This window comes from Flavobacterium gelidilacus DSM 15343 (assembly GCF_000422685.1).
Taxonomy (GTDB): domain Bacteria; phylum Bacteroidota; class Bacteroidia; order Flavobacteriales; family Flavobacteriaceae; genus Flavobacterium; species Flavobacterium gelidilacus.
Map to the genome: position 1 here is coordinate 313,961 of NZ_AUGN01000001.1, position 17,418 is coordinate 331,378.

The following is a 17,418-nucleotide window of genomic DNA, read 5'->3' on the forward strand; positions in this document are numbered from 1 at the left end:
ATTTTTAATTACTAATAAAAACATTTATACCAAAAAAAAGCTGCATCGATACAATGCAGCTTTTTATAAATTGTAAATAAAAGTATATTTTACTTTGTTTTCATTGGTGGTAAATCAAAAGCTTTTGATTCATGTTCAAAATTGTTTCTATGCGAACCATCACAAAAAGGTTTATTAGCAGATAAGCCGCAACGACAAAGTCCTAAGGCTGTTCTTCCTTCTAGTCCGTATACATTACCTTCAGCATCTGTTATTTCGAAATCTCCTTCTATTTTAATAAAACCGTTGTTGCTGATTGTTAATTTTGTTTTACTCATAATAATCTTTATTTATTTGTAGCCAAAGATGGCAAAATATATGCTTATAATTTTACTTTTCGTTTTATTTTATATCTTCAAAACCCTAATTTATCTTAATTCTATTTTGTAATTCAGATGAGCTTTGATGAATTATCACAATATGAATTTAAAGTAAACCATTGTACTTCCTAACAAACCATTCCGTAGCTAAAGCGATTGCTAATAAAACCAATAACCAAACCCAGTCAATTAAAGGAGATTTCTTAACGATTTCTTTTTGAATGGCTTTATAGTTGTCATTAGCTAATAAAGTATCAACCAATGCATCAATATTTGTTGGATAAAAGGCTTTTCCGTTGGTGTTTTGAGCCAATTGTTCTAAACGATTTTTATCAGCGTTTACGAATTGTTTTTCGATTTCGAAATCTAAAATTTCAAACGAACTCGAATATTTGGTATTGCTATTCTTTTCAGTAACTGTGAAACTGTAATTTCCAGCTTCTAAATTGTCTAAACTTACCTTGTATTCGTTATTTCCTTTTAAGAAATCATAGGTTTTTGAAGTATTTTTGGTTTTGTTTTGTAAAGCAATTGAAAGCTTAGCATTTTCATCAAATTCATAGTTTTTATTGAAGAATTGTGCTGTAATTTCTATAGGTTCACCTGAATTGTAAAACGATTCGTGCGTAACAACTAAAGATTTTTTTGAACTGTTAGTGGTTAAAAATTGAATAATCTTATCCATAAACGTATCAAATTGCGTGAATTCTTTCGTTTTAACGTGACTTTCGATTCTCCATTTCCAGATGTTTTCTCCTAATAAGAATGCGTTTCTATTTTGACCATTTTCAGAAAAACATAACATTGGAATCTCTACTTCTATTCTATTGATTTTTGAACCTAATAAAACCGAAACATTACTATTTGTTTTCACAGAACCAAATCCGTTTTCTAAAGGTGGAAAATATTCGAAGTTAATATTGTCTTGTGCAAAAAGATTAAATTGCTCGTTATAACTTGCAACATAATTCTCTTTTTGGTTAGTCATTTTGAAGGTCAAATCGGTTTGCGATTGATTCATAACATTAAAATCGGTTGACTTTCCAGTAATGAAAAAAGCATTTAATCCTAACTTTTTAGCTTGACTTATAATGGTAGAAAATTCGTTATTTGGTTGATAAAAAACACAAGTATTGTATTTTGTTAAATCACTAATTTCCTTTGGCTTAAGAATTGTTACTTTACGTTGTTGATTAGCTTCAATACTTCGTTTAATTGCTCCTAAATCTGGATGATTTATGGATGAAATTAAGGCAATTTCTTTACGTTGGTCTAATACTTCAACAGCAAAATATTTGGTATTATTTGTTTTATTCTTTTCGGATAAATTACTTGAAATTGAAACTGTGTATTTCTTAACACCAATTGAATTTGCATTCAACAAAGCATTAACTGTTTTAACTTTTTGTTTTGCTGAAAAAGCTACATTTTCTTTAAAAACGGTCCTTCCATTTTCTGAAATTGTAACTGTTGCAGTAATCGATTTTTGACCATTATATTGAGCAAAGACTTCAATTGGAAACTTATTCTTTAAAAACGCGTACTTATTGACGTTAACCTGATTGATTTTTAAATCTTCCACTTCTGTAGTATCACCAACAATTACTGGAAAAACATTCACATTCGACTGAAAAGAATAAATATAATCACTTCCTTGTGTTTGATTTCCATCAGTAACCAAAATCACAGGAAAAATTGGTACTTTGTACAATTGCTTGATATCTTTAGCAACTTGATCAATTTTAGATTGTTTTCCTTTGAAATCGAATGCCTTATCTTGATAAATCTCGTCATCAAACAAATAAGTCTGAACTTCAAATTTATCTTTCAACTTGCTATTTTCGCTTAAAGCTTTAAAAACTTTATTAGTATTTTTAGAAGCCTCTAATTCACTGATGGATTGCGAATTATCAAAAAATATAGGTAAAGGAGTTTTTGAAGTTTCCAACGTTTTTCGAGTAATAATTGGATTAATCAATAACAAAAACACCGTAAAATAAGAAACAAAACGCAAAAAAGTCAAAAACAAATTCAATTTTGACTTGTTCTTGACTTTATATAAGTATTGATAAAACGACAATAATCCAGCGATTATCAGAGATAAGGTTATTAGGAGAATTGTTGTTTTAGTCATTATTTTTTTTAGTGTTCAGTATTCAGTTATTAGTGTTCAGTTTTGCTCACAGTAAATAACAGCTAACCGTTTAATATCGAAATTTTAAATTTTAAATTATTTATTTAGAAAATTATTGTTTTTATTGGTAGTAAGTTTTATAATTAACAGTATTATTCCAAGTACTTCTGCTAACATACCTATTGAAAGCAATAAATTACCTGTAATTATACCAAATTGAAAGTGCATAATCTTTATTAAAGCTCCAAAAATGGTAATTATAACTCCAAAAAGTATTATTGCAATTAAATATTTATTTTTCATTTTCATTTTTATTAAACTGCTAACTAAATACTGATCACTGCCAACTATTTAAGTAAGCATTCCTCCATCAACATTAATAACTTGCCCAGTTACATATGCACTCATATCACATGCTAAAAACACACAAACGTTTGCAATATCTTCTGGTGTTCCACCTCTTTTTAATGGAATAGCTTCTCTCCAACCTTTTACAACATCTTCGTTTAATTTTGCAGTCATTTCAGTTTCGATGAAACCTGGTGCGATTGCGTTGCAACGAATATTTCTTGAACCTAATTCAAGTGCAATTGATTTTGTGAAACCAATCATTCCAGCTTTTGAAGCTGCATAGTTAGCTTGTCCAGCGTTACCTTTCACACCAACAACACTACTCATATTTATGATTGAACCTTTACGGTTTTTCAACATGATTTTTTGAACTGCTTTTGTCATGTTAAATACAGACTTTAAGTTGATTTCGATAACTTTATCAAAATCTTCTTCAGACATTCTCATTAACAAATTGTCTTTTGTAATTCCAGCATTGTTAATCAATACATCAACATTTCCAAATTCAGCCATTACATCTTCCACTAACTTTTGAGCTTCGTTGAAGTCTGCTGCATTTGATTTATATCCTTTTGCTTTAATTCCTAAAGCGTTTAATTCGTTTTCTAATACCAAGGCAGATTCTGCAGAAGAACTATAAGTAAAAGCAACATTTGCACCTTGTTCAGCAAATACTTTTGCAATTCCACTTCCAATTCCACGACTTGCTCCTGTAATAATGGCAACTTTTCCGTCTAATAATTTCATATGTATATTTTTATTGTTTTTTAAAGGTCATATGCAATATTCAAATCAACTTTATACTAAAACATGCAGTTTTGAAAGTTTGAATATATCATCTTAATTCAGTTTAAAATATAAAGTCCAAATATACTATTATTTTAATGTTTTAAAAAAATAGATTTTTAAAGATTTTACGTGCAAGAATTATTTACTTTTATCGTCAAAGTATAAAGCGCTTGCAATTACATGTCTAAAAACCATTTTGATTTAAACAAATTATATCAAACCCATAAGGTATTGGTTTATAATGTAGCGCTTAATTATTTGCAAAATATTGAAGATGCAGAAGAAGTTACACAAGATGTTTTTGTTAAAGTATATCAATCCTTAGATAGTTTTAAAGAAGAATCTCATATAAAAACATGGATTTATAGAATTACTATTAATCAAAGTTTAGATTTAATAAAGAAGAAGAGTACAAAAAAAAGTTTTTTCTCTTTTGGTCGCAAGTCTGAAAATGAATACGAATATAACAATTCATCAGATTTTGAACACCCTGGAATTTTGTTGGAAAACAAAGAAGATGCCAAAGTTTTGTTCGAAACAATTAATACTTTGCCTGAAAATCAAAAAACTGCCTTTATATTGGCAAAGGTTGATGGATTAAGTAATCCTGAAGTAGCAGAAATTATGGAAATGAGTATTTCTGCTATTGAATCCTTAGTTTTTAGAGCCAAAAATACTTTAAAAGAAAAATTATCAAATAAATTTGAAGAATACCGCAAGAAAAAATAAATAGTTGCGTCTAAATTTTATAATAACTCAGAATTGCAAGATTCTGAAACAAGTTCAGAATAAAATGAAAAAAGAAGATTTTATAGAAAACATACTAAACAGTACTAATGGAATTACTAAAGTAAATCCAAATGAAGATTTGTTAAGTAAAATTCAAGCAAAGTTAGAAGATGAAAAACCTGCTGAAAGCTATACAAAATGGCTAGTTGCAGCTTCTATTTTGATATTAGTTTCTTTAAATATTGGAATATTAGCGAACACCAAACAAAAATCAAATCAAAATCATGAATTATCAGATTTAGTTAAAACAACTGATAATCAATTATATTAAAAATATGAATAAGTCAAAACTATTAACCTTTGCAGTGATTGTGTTGTTTTTAATAAACATTGTTACGTTGTCATTCTTTATATTTAATGGACAAAATAGCAATGTAATGAGAGGAAAAAGAACATTGCCTCGAGAAATTGTTATTAAAAAATTACATTTTGATGAAGAACAAGTGGCTCAATATGAAGAGCTAATTAAAACTCATCGTGATTCAATTTCTAAGATTGATGATAAAATTAAAATATATAAAAATAGTTTATATAAAGAATTAGCTAAGTCTCATAATCAAGATGTTGTTGACAACTTATTTATTCAAATAGCTGCTGCACAAACTTCTATTGAAAAGTTACATTATAATCATTTTTTAGATATTAAAAAAATGTGTAAACCTGATCAGTTAAACGATTATAATGATTTAACAACTGAATTAGCTATGATTTTTGATAATAAACTTCCACCTCCAATGGATAAAAGACGTGAACATTAAATTTAAATTATTTATTGGATTATTTTTACTTTGTATTAGCTTAAATGCTCAAAACAAAATAGATAGATTATATATTAATGTCAATTTAAAGTTTAATCAAGAAGATTTTAAATTAAAATTAAATTATGTTTCTATACAAAAAGATACTTTGTCTTTTGAAACCGTAAAGTTTTATTTAACGAGCTTTCAATTGGAATTTAAAGACAATTCAATTTATTCTGAAAACAATAGTTATTATTTATTTGATGTTGAAAATCCTGAAACCATTCAGTTTTCAATTGCAAATCATATTGATAAAGAAATAAAAGCTATTAAATTCAATATTGGTGTTAATAGTTTAACCAGTGTTTCTGGTGCTATGGAAGGAGATTTAGATGCTATCAAAGGGATGTATTGGGCTTGGCAAAGTGGTTTTATTAAAATGAAAATTGAAGGAAAAAGTTCGAGTTGTAAAACCAGAAAGAATAAATTTCAGTTTCATGTTGGTGGTTATTTGGAACCTTATTATGCGATGAGAAACGTCAATATCAATTGCAATAGCAATGACAAAAAATCATGTTAATCTTGTAATTGATTTAGGTAGGTTATTTTCAGAAATAGCATTGAAATAAACCAATACCATAATGATTCCAGGAAAAGAAGCCATGAAAATTGCTGATTTATCTACAAAAACATTTTCTATCGAATGAAGAAAATGACACTCATATTGGTTTTTGGAATCTCTAATTTTGGAATTTTAGCTTTTGCAAAAAACTACTTTACTCCTATTTATTTAGATATTAAAAAAAATTGGCCAAAACCTCATTACGATTTTTCTAAAAACCCTTTAACAGAAGAAGGTTTTCAATTAGGTCGAAATTTATTTTACGATCCATTATTATCTCGTGATAATACTATTTCATGCGCAAGTTGTCATTTGCAACAAACCGGTTTCACTCATGTTGATCATGATTTAAGTCACGGCATTGAAGGTTAAATTGGCACAAGAAACTCCATGACATTAATGAATTTAGCTTGGTCCAAAACATTTTTGTGGGATGTTGGTGTAAATCATTTAGAATTGCTACCTATTTATCCAATTAAAAGCGAAGTTGAAATGGATGAAACCATGGAAAATGTGGTCAAAAAACTTCAGGAAATTCCAAAATACCAAGAATTATATAAAAAAGCTTTTGGAACTGATAAAATTACTGGACAATTAACTTTAAAAGCCTTATCGCAATTTGTAGTTATGCTTACGACTTCAAATTCAAAATATGATAAAGTACTTCGTAAAGAAGAAAAATTTACGGAAATGGAACAAAAAGGCTATGATTTATTCAAAATTAACTGTGCTTCTTGTCACAAAGAACCTTTATTTACCAATGATAGTTTTGAAAATAACGGTTTAGCTGTCGATTCTACTTTAAATGATATTGGTCGAATGCGAATTACTCAAAGTGAAAAAGATAAATATAAGTTTAAAGTTCCAACGCTTCGAAACTCACAGTTTACGTTTCCTTATATGCATGATGGTAGATTTAATACGTTAAATGAAGTTGTTAAACATTATAATTCAGGTATTGTAAAGCATTCAACTTTAGCAAAACAACTGAAAAAACCTATGCATCTTTCAGATGATGATAGAACTGAATTAGTGGCGTTTTTAAAAACTTTGACTGATAAAGAATTCTTATTTAATCCAAGATTTTCGTTTCCTAGAGAAAATAATTGAATTTTAATGCAAGAATATAATTTTCATCGCGTCTAAATACTATAACAAATTTATACCTATGAAAAAATTAAGCTTATTTACGATTGTTGCGTTGGCAATGTTTTCTTGTAATTCAACAAAAGAAACTACACAAGAAACGAGTAGAACTGCAAATACTCAAGAAAAAGGGAGACCTAATCCTGAAACGATGTTTGCTGAAATGGATACAAATAAGGATGGAAAATTATCAAAAGATGAAGTAAAAGGTCCTTTAAGTGAAAAGTTTTCTGAAATTGACTCCAACAGTGATGGTTACATTTCAAAAGAAGAATTAAAAAACATGCCAAAACCTGAAAGAGGTGGTCAAGGTGGTGGACAAAGAAGATAATTAATAATAATAATAAACTAAAAACTATGAACTTAAGAAACAAAAAAACAATTGTAACATCATTAGCTGCTTTAGCAATAACGACTTTATTATTAATATCTTGTAACAGTAATGATGATAGTGATTCATCAGATGATGGTACAACAGGAGTTTTACACGCTGCTTATGCAGAATTTGATGCAAATAACGTATCAGCAATGATAAGTGGTTCAAACGTAGTTATTCAAACAAACGGAAGACCAAATCATACGTCTCCTTATTGGTCAAATACTACAACAAGAACTTTAGATGGCATTACTACTCAAGGTTCTGCAACTAATCACGCATTATTTATTGATCCTTCTTTGGAAACAGTTGCTACGACTTCATTTTCTCAAATGGCACCAGGAAATATTGACAATTTTAATGGTTCTTATAGTTTAACAGTTAAAGCTAGTCCAACAAAGGCTTCAAGTTCATCTGCAACAGGTTTAGGTGCAATTGGAATTTCAGTTAGTGGTGCAGTAATTTATAATGATGAAGAAGGTCCAAATGTTCCTTTAAACAGTGCTGTTGGTTCATTAGATTATAATGGAGCTCATACAGGTCCCCAAAGTTACCACTATCATTTAGAACCTAAAAGTTGGTCAAATGACGACAATAAATTAATAGGTGTTATTGCAGACGGTTTCTTTCTTTATGGAAGAAAATGTAATTCAACAGGAACTTATCCTACTGACTTAGATGCTTCTGGTGGACATACTTCTACTACACAACATTCAACTACTGCGGAATATCATTATCACATACAAAATGAATTATACCTTAATCAATATTATATTTTATTTCCAGGAAACTATCAAGGAACTGCAAGTAGTATTCAATAAGCTAATTGGTTTAGGATTATTTGTATTAGTATTTTCTTGTAATTCTAATCAAACAGATACTTCTATTGAAGTTAAAAAAGATGATTTAGTTGTTAATCCAGAAAAAGGGCTTGTTTATTATAAGAACGAGCCTTTTACTGGAAATTCTGTGCAATTTTATCTAAATTCTGTTAAAGCTGAATCCATTGCATATAGAAACGGAATTCAAAATGGATTATTTCAAAAATGGTTCGATACAGGAAAAATCAGCTTTGAGGCAAACTATAAAAATGGTTTATTAGACGGAAAATCATATACTTGGTGGAAAAATAACAATAAACGTTCTGAATCCAATTATGCAAATGGAATTTCTCAAGGAGTTCAAAAACAATGGTATCAATCTGGTGCTATTTTTAAAGAAATTACACTTGTAAACGGCAAAGAAGAAGGTTTGCAAAAAGCTTATCGCGAAAACGGTAAAATCTATAATAATTATGAAGCTAAAAATGGTAGAATTTTTGGTTTAAAAAGAGCAAGTTTGTGTTATGAATTGGAAGAAGAAGTTATACAGTATAAAGAATAGTTCAATTTTAATTGTTGTTTTTATTATTCTAATAGGATGTAAAAATGATAAAGAAGAAGTTGTACAAAGTCGTGTTGAAGTGTTGCCATTTTATAATGAAGCAAGCTTTACACCTAAATGGTTTTCAAAAGATAACGATTCTTTAAAAAACTTTCATGCCGTTATTGACTTTTCATTGATTAATCAAGATGGAAATACAATTACTAATGAAACTTTTAAAGATAAAATTTATGTAACCGATTTCTTTTTCACCACTTGTCCCGGAATTTGCCCAAAAATGACTGCAAATATGGATTTAATTCAAGATGCTTTTATAGATGATGATGAAGTAATGCTTCTTTCCCACTCTGTAACTCCAGAAACGGATTCAGCTTCTGTATTAAAAGCTTTTGCAACTGAAAAAGGAATAAATTCTTCTAAATGGCATTTAGTAACTGGCAAAAGAAGTGAAATCTATAACCTTGGTAGAAGTGTTTATTTTGTGGAGGAAAATTTAGGAGAACAAAAAACGGATGATGATTTTTTACATACAGAAAACTTTATATTAGTAGATAAAAACAAACACATAAGAGGAATTTATAATGGTTTAAACAAAACAGCTATAAATCAATTAATTGCTGACATCAAAACACTAAAAAAGGAATAAATGAAAATATATTATATAAAGTGCAAGAATTAAAATTTAACTGCGTCAAAGATATATTCTAACCTAAAATAACAAATGAAAAAAATTACATTACTCCTTGTATTGTTGAGTTCATACTTAACTATTGGACAAACTTTTTACGATTTAAATACGATACAAACTATCGAAATTACTTTTGCTCAAAGCAATTGGGATGCTTTATTAGATGCTGCCGAAGCTTCTGATGCTTATATTTCGGCTCAATCTGTCTCAATTAACGGAACAGTTTTTCCTAATGTTGGTGCAAAATATAAAGGAAATAGTTCTTATAACGCAAGTCAAGTTAAAAATCCTTGGCATTTAGAATTAGATACTTATGTAGATCAAAATTATCAAGGTTATACTGATATAAAATTAAGTAACGTAATTTTTGATCCATCTTTTGTTAGAGAAGCATTATCTTATAAAATTTTAGGAAATTATATGGATGTTCCTTTAGCAAATTATGCTAAAGTATATGTGAATGGTTCTTATATCGGATTATATACTAATGTTGAATCAATTTCGAAAAAGTTTGTGGATAGTCGTTTTGGTTCAAAAACAAATGCTTTTTTTGATTGTAGTCCTCCTGCAGGTGCTAGTCCACAATCAACAAATTTACCAACTTTACAGTATTTAGGAACTTCTAGTACAACTTATGAAACTGCTTATGATATGAAATCTGATTTAGGTTGGGATGATTTAATTGCATTAACAAGTACATTATCTACTACAACTACAGCAAACACAGCAAATATTGAAGCTATTTTAGATGTTGATAGAGCTTTATGGATGTTAGCCTTTGATAATGTTTTTGTGAACTTAGACAGTTATATCGGAAAATTTAAACAAAACTATTACTTATATAAATCTGATAATGGTCAATTTAATCCAATTGTTTGGGATTTGAATATGTGTTTTGGTGTTTTTGGAGATAATGGTTCTACAGGTGGAAGTAATTTATCAACTACATCTAAAAAAAATCTATCACATACTTTACACTCAACTGAATCGACTTGGCCTTTGGTACAAAAATTATTAGCAGTTCCTACTTATAAAAAAAGATATTTAGCCCATTACAAAACTATTTTAACTGAAGTAGTTTCAAGTGGTAGTTATTTGACTGATGCACAAGCATTACAAGCTTTAATTAGTGCTGATGTTACTGCTGATACAAATAAATTTAGTTATCAATCAAATATTGCAACAAATATGTCAACTGATGTTTCTGTTGGAAATAACACTGCTCCAGGTTTGAGTAATTTAATGTCGGGAAGAAATACTTATTTAACAGCTTTAACTGATTTTACAAATACACAACCAAGTATTACAAGTGTGACACCTTCTACAACAACTCCTGCTGTTGGTGGTACTGTTTCGATAACTGCTAATGTTACAAACACTACAACTACATCTGTATATTTAGGATATCGTTCCCTTAAAAATGACATTTTTGTAAAGACTCAAATGTTTGATGATGGTGCCCATAATGATGGTGCTGCCGGTGATAATGTTTATGGTGCTTCAATTCCTGTTAGTAGTGTTGCTATTCAATATTATGTTTATGCAGAAAATGCAAATATCGGAGCTTTTTCTCCAGCAAGAGCAGAGCATGAATTTTATACTATCAATGCAACTTATCCAACAATCACTGCTGGTCAATTAGTCGTGAATGAAATTATGGCTTCTAATACAACTATAGCTGACCAAAACGGACAATTTGATGACTGGTTTGAACTATATAACAATACAGCTAATACTTTAAGTTTAGATAATTTATACGCTTCAGATTCACAAACAAATAAATTAAAATGGCAATTTCCAACAGGAACAACAATAGCTCCTTATTCTTATTTAATTGTTTGGGCAGATCAAGATTTAACGCAAACTGGTCTACATGCTGATTTTAAATTTTCTGCGGGTGGTGAAAATTGTATTTTATCTTATGCAAATGGTACAGATGTAGATAACGTTGTTTTTGGTGCTCAAACTACAGATATGTGTTATGCAAGAAATCCTAACGGAACAGGAAGTTTTGTAATTCAAGCTCCTACTTTTAATGCAAATAACGAATCGTTGAGTGCTAATCAATTTGAAAATTTTAGTAAAAGTTTGAAATTATATCCAAATCCAACTTCAAATGTTTTGAATATTACTAATGATGATTTTTCAATTGAAAGTGTTCAAGTTATCAACTTACAAGGTAAAGTTTTATATCAAAACAAATATGAAAATCAAAATAATATAGTTTTAGATTTATCTTCTTATGCTAATGGAATTTATTTAGTAAACTTGAATAACCAAACTAATATAAAAGTTATCAAAAAGTAAAATTGTGTTAACTAAAAAAAAACTCTAACTTCTTACTTGAAATTGGAGTTTTTTATTTTATCCCATGATGTTATAACCACCGTCAACATGCCTTATCTCACCTGTAATTCGTCCGTTTGGTCTAAATAAGTGAATGACTTCATTAGCTAGATCATCTGGAGTTGCATTTCCTAAAGGACTTAATTTATCTGCAGTATCAAAATCTGATTGATTTAAGGTTGCTGTTCCTGCTTTACTTCCCATATAAGTAGAAAAACGAATAGCATTTACTCTTGTTCCATCTTTTCTTCCTAATTCATCTGCTAATTCAATTGTGATTCGTTCTAAAGCTGCTTTTGCAATACTCATATTTCTGTATGGATGAAAAGTAACTTTTGCAGCAGCAATATAACTTAATGAACATATGGATGATTTTGGTTGCATTAAATCGTACTTGTATAAGTATTGGGCTATTCTAATTAAAGAATAAGCAGAAACTTCCATAGTGTTGCAAAACTCTTCTTTTGTGACTTCTAACATTGGTTTTACTACTTTTTGTCTGATAGTTTTATCCATAGCGATTGCATGTAAAAAACCATCAATTTTTATATTGTTGTCTTTTAATTTTTTTGCAAAAGCATCAACACTATCTTCAAGTGTTACATCTAATATTTCAGTTTGAGTATCTTCTCCCAATTCATTTTTTACTGATTTTTGAAAATCAAGATAATTTTGATTTAAGAATTGTTTTGCCTTATCTGATAAATTTTGATGAAATTCACTTACCCCTAAACCAGTGCAAATAACTTTTCCACCATTTTTTATTATTTTTTTTGCTACAAACATAGCTAATGAATTTTCATCAGCAATACCTGTAATTAAAAATGTTTTATTTGTAAACATATATTTATTTTTTAAATTATTTTACCATTTATACAAGGCTGTTCCCCATGTCCATCCAGCTCCAACAGCTGCAAATAGAAGAATATCCCCTTTTTTGAATTCGTTATTTTTATGCGTTTCATCTAAAATAATAGGGACTGTTCCTCCAGAAGTATTGGCATATCTATCCATATTTGTTTTTACTTTTTCAAAAGGCAAGTTTACTTTTCGAGCAATTTCTTGTAAAATTCTAATACTAGGTTGATGTGGTAACATAAAATCAACATCATCAATAGTAAGGTTGTTTTTACTCAATATTTCATTAATATTTTCTGGAACAACTTTAGTAGCTGTATCAAAAACGGCTTTTCCATCCATTTTGAAGTAATGTTCTCTATTGTTTACGGTTTCAATTGAAGCCGGTTTAGCAGAACCACCAGCAAGAACTGTAAAATGTTCTTTACCTGTTCCGTCTGAATGTAATGCAAAATCTATAAAGCCTTTATCTTCATCTGTTGCTGATAAAACCATTGCTCCTGCTCCATCTCCAAAAAAGACTGCATCTCTTCTTTCCCAATCAATAATTGTAGAAAAAGTATCAGCACCAATTACTAATACATTTTTATACATTCCAGTTTTTACAAACTGAACAGCAGTTGCCATTGTAAAAAGTGCTCCAGAACAAACTGCAGAAATGTCGAAAGCAACTGCATTAACAGCTTTTAATTTATCTTGAACAAAACAAGCACAAGACGGTGAAGGTCTATCTGGAGTAGTTGTAGCAACAATAATCAAATCTATATCTTCTACCTTTAAATTTGCGTTTTCAATGGCTAGTAATCCTGCTTTGTAAGCTAAATCACTTGTGGCTTCTCCTGTTGAAATTCGTCGCTCTTTAATACCTAATTTTGAAAATATCCATTCATCAGATGAACCAATAGCTTCAAAATAGTCATTTTTTACAATATTCTCGGGCGCATAAGATCCTGTGCCCTTTATATAAACGTTATTCATTTTGTTAAATTTTAAACAAATTTCCTTTTTTAATTTTAAATAGTAATCATATAATTAATAAAATTATTAATTATTATCACATTATGAATTTAAAAGGCAAAAAAAATGAATTACATAATTTTAATAAAAAAACCGATACAAATTAATGCATCGGTTTTGAATAATATTAGATGATAAAATAAATTATCCCATTACTTCTTTAACTTTTAACCCAATTTCAGCAGGAGAATCAACAACATGTATTCCACATTCTCTCATAATTCTTTTCTTAGCTTCAGCAGTATCGTCAGAACCTCCAACGATTGCACCAGCATGACCCATTGTTCTTCCAGCAGGAGCAGTTTCACCAGCGATGAATCCAACGATTGGTTTTTTACTACCACTTTCTTTGTACCATTTAGCAGCATCAGCTTCTAATTGACCACCAATTTCTCCAATCATAACTACACATTCCGTTTCTGGATCATTGATTAATAATTCAACAGCTTCTTTTGTTGTAGTTCCAATAATTGGATCTCCACCAATTCCGATAGCAGTTGTGATTCCCATTCCTTGTTTTACAACTTGGTCAGCAGCTTCATATGTTAATGTTCCTGATTTAGAAACAATACCTACATTACCTTTTTTGAAAACGAAACCTGGCATAATACCAACTTTAGCTTCACCTGGAGTTATTACACCTGGACAGTTAGGTCCAACTAAACGACAATCTCTATCTTGAATATAAGCATAAGCTTTAATCATATCTGCAACAGGAATTCCTTCAGTAATACAAATGATTACTTTAATTCCGGCATCAGCAGCTTCCATAATTGCATCAGCAGCAAAAGCTGGAGGTACAAATAATATAGAAGTATCAGCTCCAGCTTCTACTACTGCATCTTGTACAGTATTAAAAACAGGTCTGTCTAAATGAGTTTGTCCACCTTTACCAGGAGTTACACCACCAACTACATTTGTACCATATTCAATCATTTGTTCGGCATGAAAAGTTCCTTCGCTACCTGTAAATCCTTGAACTATTATTTTTGAATCTTTGTTTACTAAAACACTCATGTTGTTATTTTTAATTTATTTTATAAAAAGTGAAGCAAAAGTATGATTTTTTGATTGACTTTTAAAGTTTTTATGTGAAAATAATAATATTTTACTTTTGTAATATTAACCTAGAACTGATATTTGATGCCCTTTAATAATTTTTCCATTTTTAAATTCCCATATTACCATAATCTTTGTAATTAAAACCATTTCTGAAGGATTTTCTATAGTAGATGCAAAATAATTATAGTGAACTGCTACAGAATTACTTTCACCAAAAAGATTTAATATTTCTATTTTAGAATCTGTATAATTTTCAAACAATTCTTTAGAAAGCTTCATAACATCAGCTTTATTGTAAGTAAATTGCCCAACAGAACTATTCCACTCCAAAGAAATAGAATCATCCATTAAGTTGTCTACATAGCTTAAATCTCTGTAATTATCAGAAGCATAGAAGTCTTTAATAATTTCAACATTAGTCATTTTGCATTTTTTTTAAAATTTCAGGAATACGTTTTATATTCGCTAGTTGCTTCAATTTTTCTCTAGATTCTTCAATTGGTGTTCCAAAGTAAACTTTTGATCCTTCAATAGACTTTGTAATACCTGTTTGCCCCATCACAATAGCTTTAGAACCAATTGTTATTCCACTAGTCGTACCAACTTGTCCCCAAAGTGTTACTTCATCTTCAATTATAACACATCCAGCAATTCCGGTTTGAGCAGCAATTAAGCATTTTTTACCAATGACTGTATCATGCCCAACATGAACTTGGTTATCAATTTTAGTTCCTTCACCAATAGTTGTATCACCAGTAACGCCTTTATCTATGGTACACAGTGCTCCTATTCCGACATTATCTTTTATGACAACTCGTCCTCCAGACAGCAATTGATCAAAACCTTCAGTTCTTTTTTTATAATAGAAGGCATCAGCACCTAAAATCGTTCCAGCATGAATAATAACATTATCGCCGATTACAGTGTTATCATAAATTGAAACATTTGAATGAATGATACAATTTTTTCCAATAGTAACGTTATTGCCAATAAAACAATTAGGTTGAATAAATGTGTTTTCTCCAATTATCGCATTTTCAGAAACAGCTAAACTTAATGCCTGAAAAGGTTTAAAATATTTTGTTAAAGTATTAAAGTCTCTAAAAGGATCATCAGAAATTAATAGCGCTTTACCTTCTGGACAATCTACTTTTTTATTGATTAAAACAATAGTTGCTGCTGATTGTAAGGCTTTGTCATAATATTTTGGATGGTCTACAAAAACAATATCTCCTGGCTCAACAACATGAATTTCATTCATTCCTTTAACCGGAAAATTTTCATCACCTACAAATTCAGTGTTGATTATAGAAGCAATCTCTTTTAGAGCGAAAGTTTTGGGAAATTTCATTTACTTAACTTATTACTCTTTAATACGTTCCATGTAATTTCCTGAAGCCGTATCAATTTTGATTTTATCTCCTTCATTTATAAATAGAGGTACATTTACAGTTGCTCCAGTTTCGACAGTAGCTGGCTTATTTGCATTTGTAGCTGTGTTTCCTTTCATTCCTGGCTCAGTATACGTTACTTCAAGAATAACTGACGAAGGCATATCTACAGATAATGGTAAATCTGTTTCTGTATTGATTTGCAACATTACGTTTGTTCCTTCTTTTAATAGATCTGGAGCATCTAATACGCTTCTCTCTAAAGTGATTTGTTCATAATTATCTACATTCATAAAGTTAAATGTATCTCCTTCTGCATATAAAAATTGGTAAGTTTGTGTTTCTACACGAACTACATCAATTTTATGTCCAGCAGAAAATGTATTATCCAATACTTTTCCATTACTAACTGACCTTAATTTTGTTCTTACAAATGCTGGACCTTTTCCTGGTTTTACGTGTAAAAATTCGATAATTTTATAAATATCGTGGTTGTATTTAATGCATAATCCGTTTCTAATATCTGATGTACTTGCCATTATTTAGTTTTTTATTTTTTTTATTTTTTGTTTGTCTCAGGTTTTAAACCCCTGTATAACCTTTCATGATTCCTCTAGATGAACTTTTAATAAATTGAATAATCTCATCACGTTCTGGAGTTGCTTCCATTTCTGCTTCAATTTTTGCTAAAGCTTGAGTTGTATTATAATTTTTTTGATATAAAATTCTATAAATATCCTGTATTTCTCTAATTTTTTCAGTTGAAAAACCTCTTCTTCTTAAGCCTACAGAATTAATTCCAACATAAGATATTGGTTCTTTAGCTGCTTTTGTGAAAGGAGGAACATCTTTTCTTAAAAGAGAACCACCTGAAACCATTGCATGTTCTCCGATACTAATAAATTGATGTACTGCAGACAAACCTCCAATAATAGCATGATTACCAACGGTAACATGACCTCCTAAAAGTACACCATTAACAATGATTACATTATCGCCAATATGACAATCATGTGCAATATGTGCAGTTGCCATAATAAGACAATTATCGCCGATTTTAGTTTGACCAGATGCAATTGTACCTCTATTTATTGTCACACATTCTCTTATCGTTGTGTTATCTCCGATTATTGCTAATGAATCTTCTCCTCCAAATTTTAAATCTTGTGGAACAGCTGAAATTACTGCACCGGGAAAAATATTACAATTCTTTCCAATACGAGCACCTTCCATAATGGTTACATTTGAACCAATCCAAGTTCCTTCTCCAATAATTACATTATTGTGAATAGTAGTAAATGGATCAATTACTACATTTCGAGCAATTTTTGCTCCTGGATGTACATATGCTAATGGTTGATTCATAA

21 protein-coding genes and 1 pseudogene are annotated in these 17,418 nt (G+C 29.6%); 11 read left to right on the top strand and 11 right to left on the bottom strand.

What is annotated here, in order from left to right; translation table 11 throughout:
• Window positions 1-89: 89 nt before the first annotated feature.
• From G507_RS0101420 to fabG, 4 genes are all read right to left on the bottom strand, one after another.
• Complete coding sequence (locus G507_RS0101420) at window positions 90-317, bottom strand: CDGSH iron-sulfur domain-containing protein (RefSeq protein ID WP_026715810.1); 228 nt, start codon at window positions 315-317, stop codon at window positions 90-92.
• A 148-nt stretch (window positions 318-465) separates the two neighbouring features.
• Window positions 466-2,493: a hypothetical protein gene (locus G507_RS0101425; RefSeq protein WP_026715811.1), complete on the bottom strand. Its 2,028-nt coding sequence runs from the start codon at window positions 2,491-2,493 to the stop codon at window positions 466-468.
• Between the two features lie 96 nt (window positions 2,494-2,589).
• The gene (locus G507_RS0101430) at window positions 2,590-2,796 is read right to left on the bottom strand and encodes a GldL-related protein (RefSeq protein ID WP_157496454.1); all 207 of its coding nucleotides are present in this window, start codon (window positions 2,794-2,796) and stop codon (window positions 2,590-2,592) included.
• Between the two features lie 48 nt (window positions 2,797-2,844).
• Window positions 2,845-3,591 (bottom strand): 3-oxoacyl-[acyl-carrier-protein] reductase, encoded by a 747-nt coding sequence (fabG, locus tag G507_RS0101435; RefSeq protein WP_026715813.1) that lies wholly within the window; start codon window positions 3,589-3,591, stop codon window positions 2,845-2,847.
• A 222-nt stretch (window positions 3,592-3,813) separates the two neighbouring features.
• Between fabG and G507_RS0101440 the strand changes: the two genes are divergently transcribed.
• The 11 genes and pseudogenes from G507_RS0101440 (at window position 3,814) to G507_RS0101490 (ending at window position 11,684) form a co-directional block, all read left to right on the top strand.
• Window positions 3,814-4,362 carry an RNA polymerase sigma factor gene (locus G507_RS0101440; protein ID WP_026715814.1) on the top strand — a complete coding sequence of 183 codons (549 nt, stop codon included), beginning with the start codon at window positions 3,814-3,816 and terminating at the stop codon, window positions 4,360-4,362.
• Between the two features lie 64 nt (window positions 4,363-4,426).
• Entirely contained in the window at window positions 4,427-4,693 is a 267-nt protein-coding gene (locus tag G507_RS0101445; RefSeq protein ID WP_026715815.1) for a hypothetical protein, read from the top strand.
• A 4-nt stretch (window positions 4,694-4,697) separates the two neighbouring features.
• Window positions 4,698-5,180 (top strand): hypothetical protein, encoded by a 483-nt coding sequence (locus G507_RS0101450; RefSeq protein ID WP_157496455.1) that lies wholly within the window; start codon window positions 4,698-4,700, stop codon window positions 5,178-5,180.
• Window positions 5,170-5,742, top strand: a complete 573-nt coding sequence (locus G507_RS0101455; RefSeq protein WP_026715817.1) for an MbnP family protein — start codon at window positions 5,170-5,172, stop codon at window positions 5,740-5,742. Before G507_RS0101450 ends, G507_RS0101455 begins: the two co-directional genes overlap by 11 nt.
• A 132-nt stretch (window positions 5,743-5,874) precedes the next feature.
• Window positions 5,875-6,450 (top strand): annotated as a pseudogene (locus G507_RS17830) (cytochrome-c peroxidase); the annotation flags it as partial.
• A 24-nt stretch (window positions 6,451-6,474) separates the two neighbouring features.
• Entirely contained in the window at window positions 6,475-6,894 is a 420-nt protein-coding gene (locus G507_RS17835; protein WP_245575591.1) for a cytochrome-c peroxidase, read from the top strand.
• Between the two features lie 58 nt (window positions 6,895-6,952).
• On the top strand, window positions 6,953-7,261 hold the full coding sequence (locus G507_RS0101470) for an EF-hand domain-containing protein (RefSeq protein ID WP_026715818.1): 309 nt from the start codon (window positions 6,953-6,955) through the stop codon (window positions 7,259-7,261).
• A gap of 26 nt (window positions 7,262-7,287) precedes the next feature.
• A complete protein-coding gene (locus G507_RS0101475) occupies window positions 7,288-8,127 on the top strand; it encodes a YHYH protein (protein ID WP_026715819.1) in 840 nt (279 codons plus the stop codon).
• Window positions 8,054-8,689, top strand: a complete 636-nt coding sequence (locus G507_RS0101480; protein WP_157496456.1) for a toxin-antitoxin system YwqK family antitoxin — start codon at window positions 8,054-8,056, stop codon at window positions 8,687-8,689. The genes G507_RS0101475 and G507_RS0101480 overlap by 74 nt, the downstream gene beginning before the upstream one ends.
• On the top strand, window positions 8,652-9,335 hold the full coding sequence (locus tag G507_RS0101485; protein ID WP_035665374.1) for an SCO family protein: 684 nt from the start codon (window positions 8,652-8,654) through the stop codon (window positions 9,333-9,335). The genes G507_RS0101480 and G507_RS0101485 overlap by 38 nt, the downstream gene beginning before the upstream one ends.
• Before the next feature lie 75 nt (window positions 9,336-9,410).
• Window positions 9,411-11,684, top strand: a complete 2,274-nt coding sequence (locus tag G507_RS0101490) for a CotH kinase family protein (RefSeq protein ID WP_026715822.1) — start codon at window positions 9,411-9,413, stop codon at window positions 11,682-11,684.
• Window positions 11,685-11,741: 57 nt separating this feature from the next.
• Here G507_RS0101490 and G507_RS0101495 read toward each other — a convergent pair whose 3' ends face one another.
• The 7 genes from G507_RS0101495 to lpxA form a co-directional block, all read right to left on the bottom strand.
• Window positions 11,742-12,566, bottom strand: a complete 825-nt coding sequence (locus G507_RS0101495) for an SDR family oxidoreductase (RefSeq protein ID WP_026715823.1) — start codon at window positions 12,564-12,566, stop codon at window positions 11,742-11,744.
• 21 nt (window positions 12,567-12,587) lie between these two features.
• Window positions 12,588-13,559, bottom strand: a complete 972-nt coding sequence (locus G507_RS0101500; RefSeq protein WP_026715824.1) for a beta-ketoacyl-ACP synthase III — start codon at window positions 13,557-13,559, stop codon at window positions 12,588-12,590.
• Between the two features lie 183 nt (window positions 13,560-13,742).
• The gene (sucD, locus tag G507_RS0101505; protein ID WP_026715825.1) at window positions 13,743-14,615 is read right to left on the bottom strand and encodes a succinate--CoA ligase subunit alpha; all 873 of its coding nucleotides are present in this window, start codon (window positions 14,613-14,615) and stop codon (window positions 13,743-13,745) included.
• Window positions 14,616-14,720: 105 nt separating this feature from the next.
• Window positions 14,721-15,083, bottom strand: a complete 363-nt coding sequence (locus G507_RS0101510; protein WP_026715826.1) for a nuclear transport factor 2 family protein — start codon at window positions 15,081-15,083, stop codon at window positions 14,721-14,723.
• Window positions 15,076-16,011, bottom strand: a complete 936-nt coding sequence (locus G507_RS0101515) for a UDP-3-O-(3-hydroxymyristoyl)glucosamine N-acyltransferase (protein ID WP_026715827.1) — start codon at window positions 16,009-16,011, stop codon at window positions 15,076-15,078. Before G507_RS0101515 ends, G507_RS0101510 begins: the two co-directional genes overlap by 8 nt.
• 12 nt (window positions 16,012-16,023) lie before the next feature.
• Window positions 16,024-16,590, bottom strand: coding sequence for an elongation factor P (gene efp / locus G507_RS0101520; RefSeq protein WP_026715828.1), 567 nt, complete (start codon window positions 16,588-16,590; stop codon window positions 16,024-16,026).
• Between the two features lie 43 nt (window positions 16,591-16,633).
• The gene (lpxA, locus tag G507_RS0101525; protein WP_026715829.1) at window positions 16,634-17,416 is read right to left on the bottom strand and encodes an acyl-ACP--UDP-N-acetylglucosamine O-acyltransferase; all 783 of its coding nucleotides are present in this window, start codon (window positions 17,414-17,416) and stop codon (window positions 16,634-16,636) included.
• Window positions 17,417-17,418 lie beyond the last annotated feature (2 nt).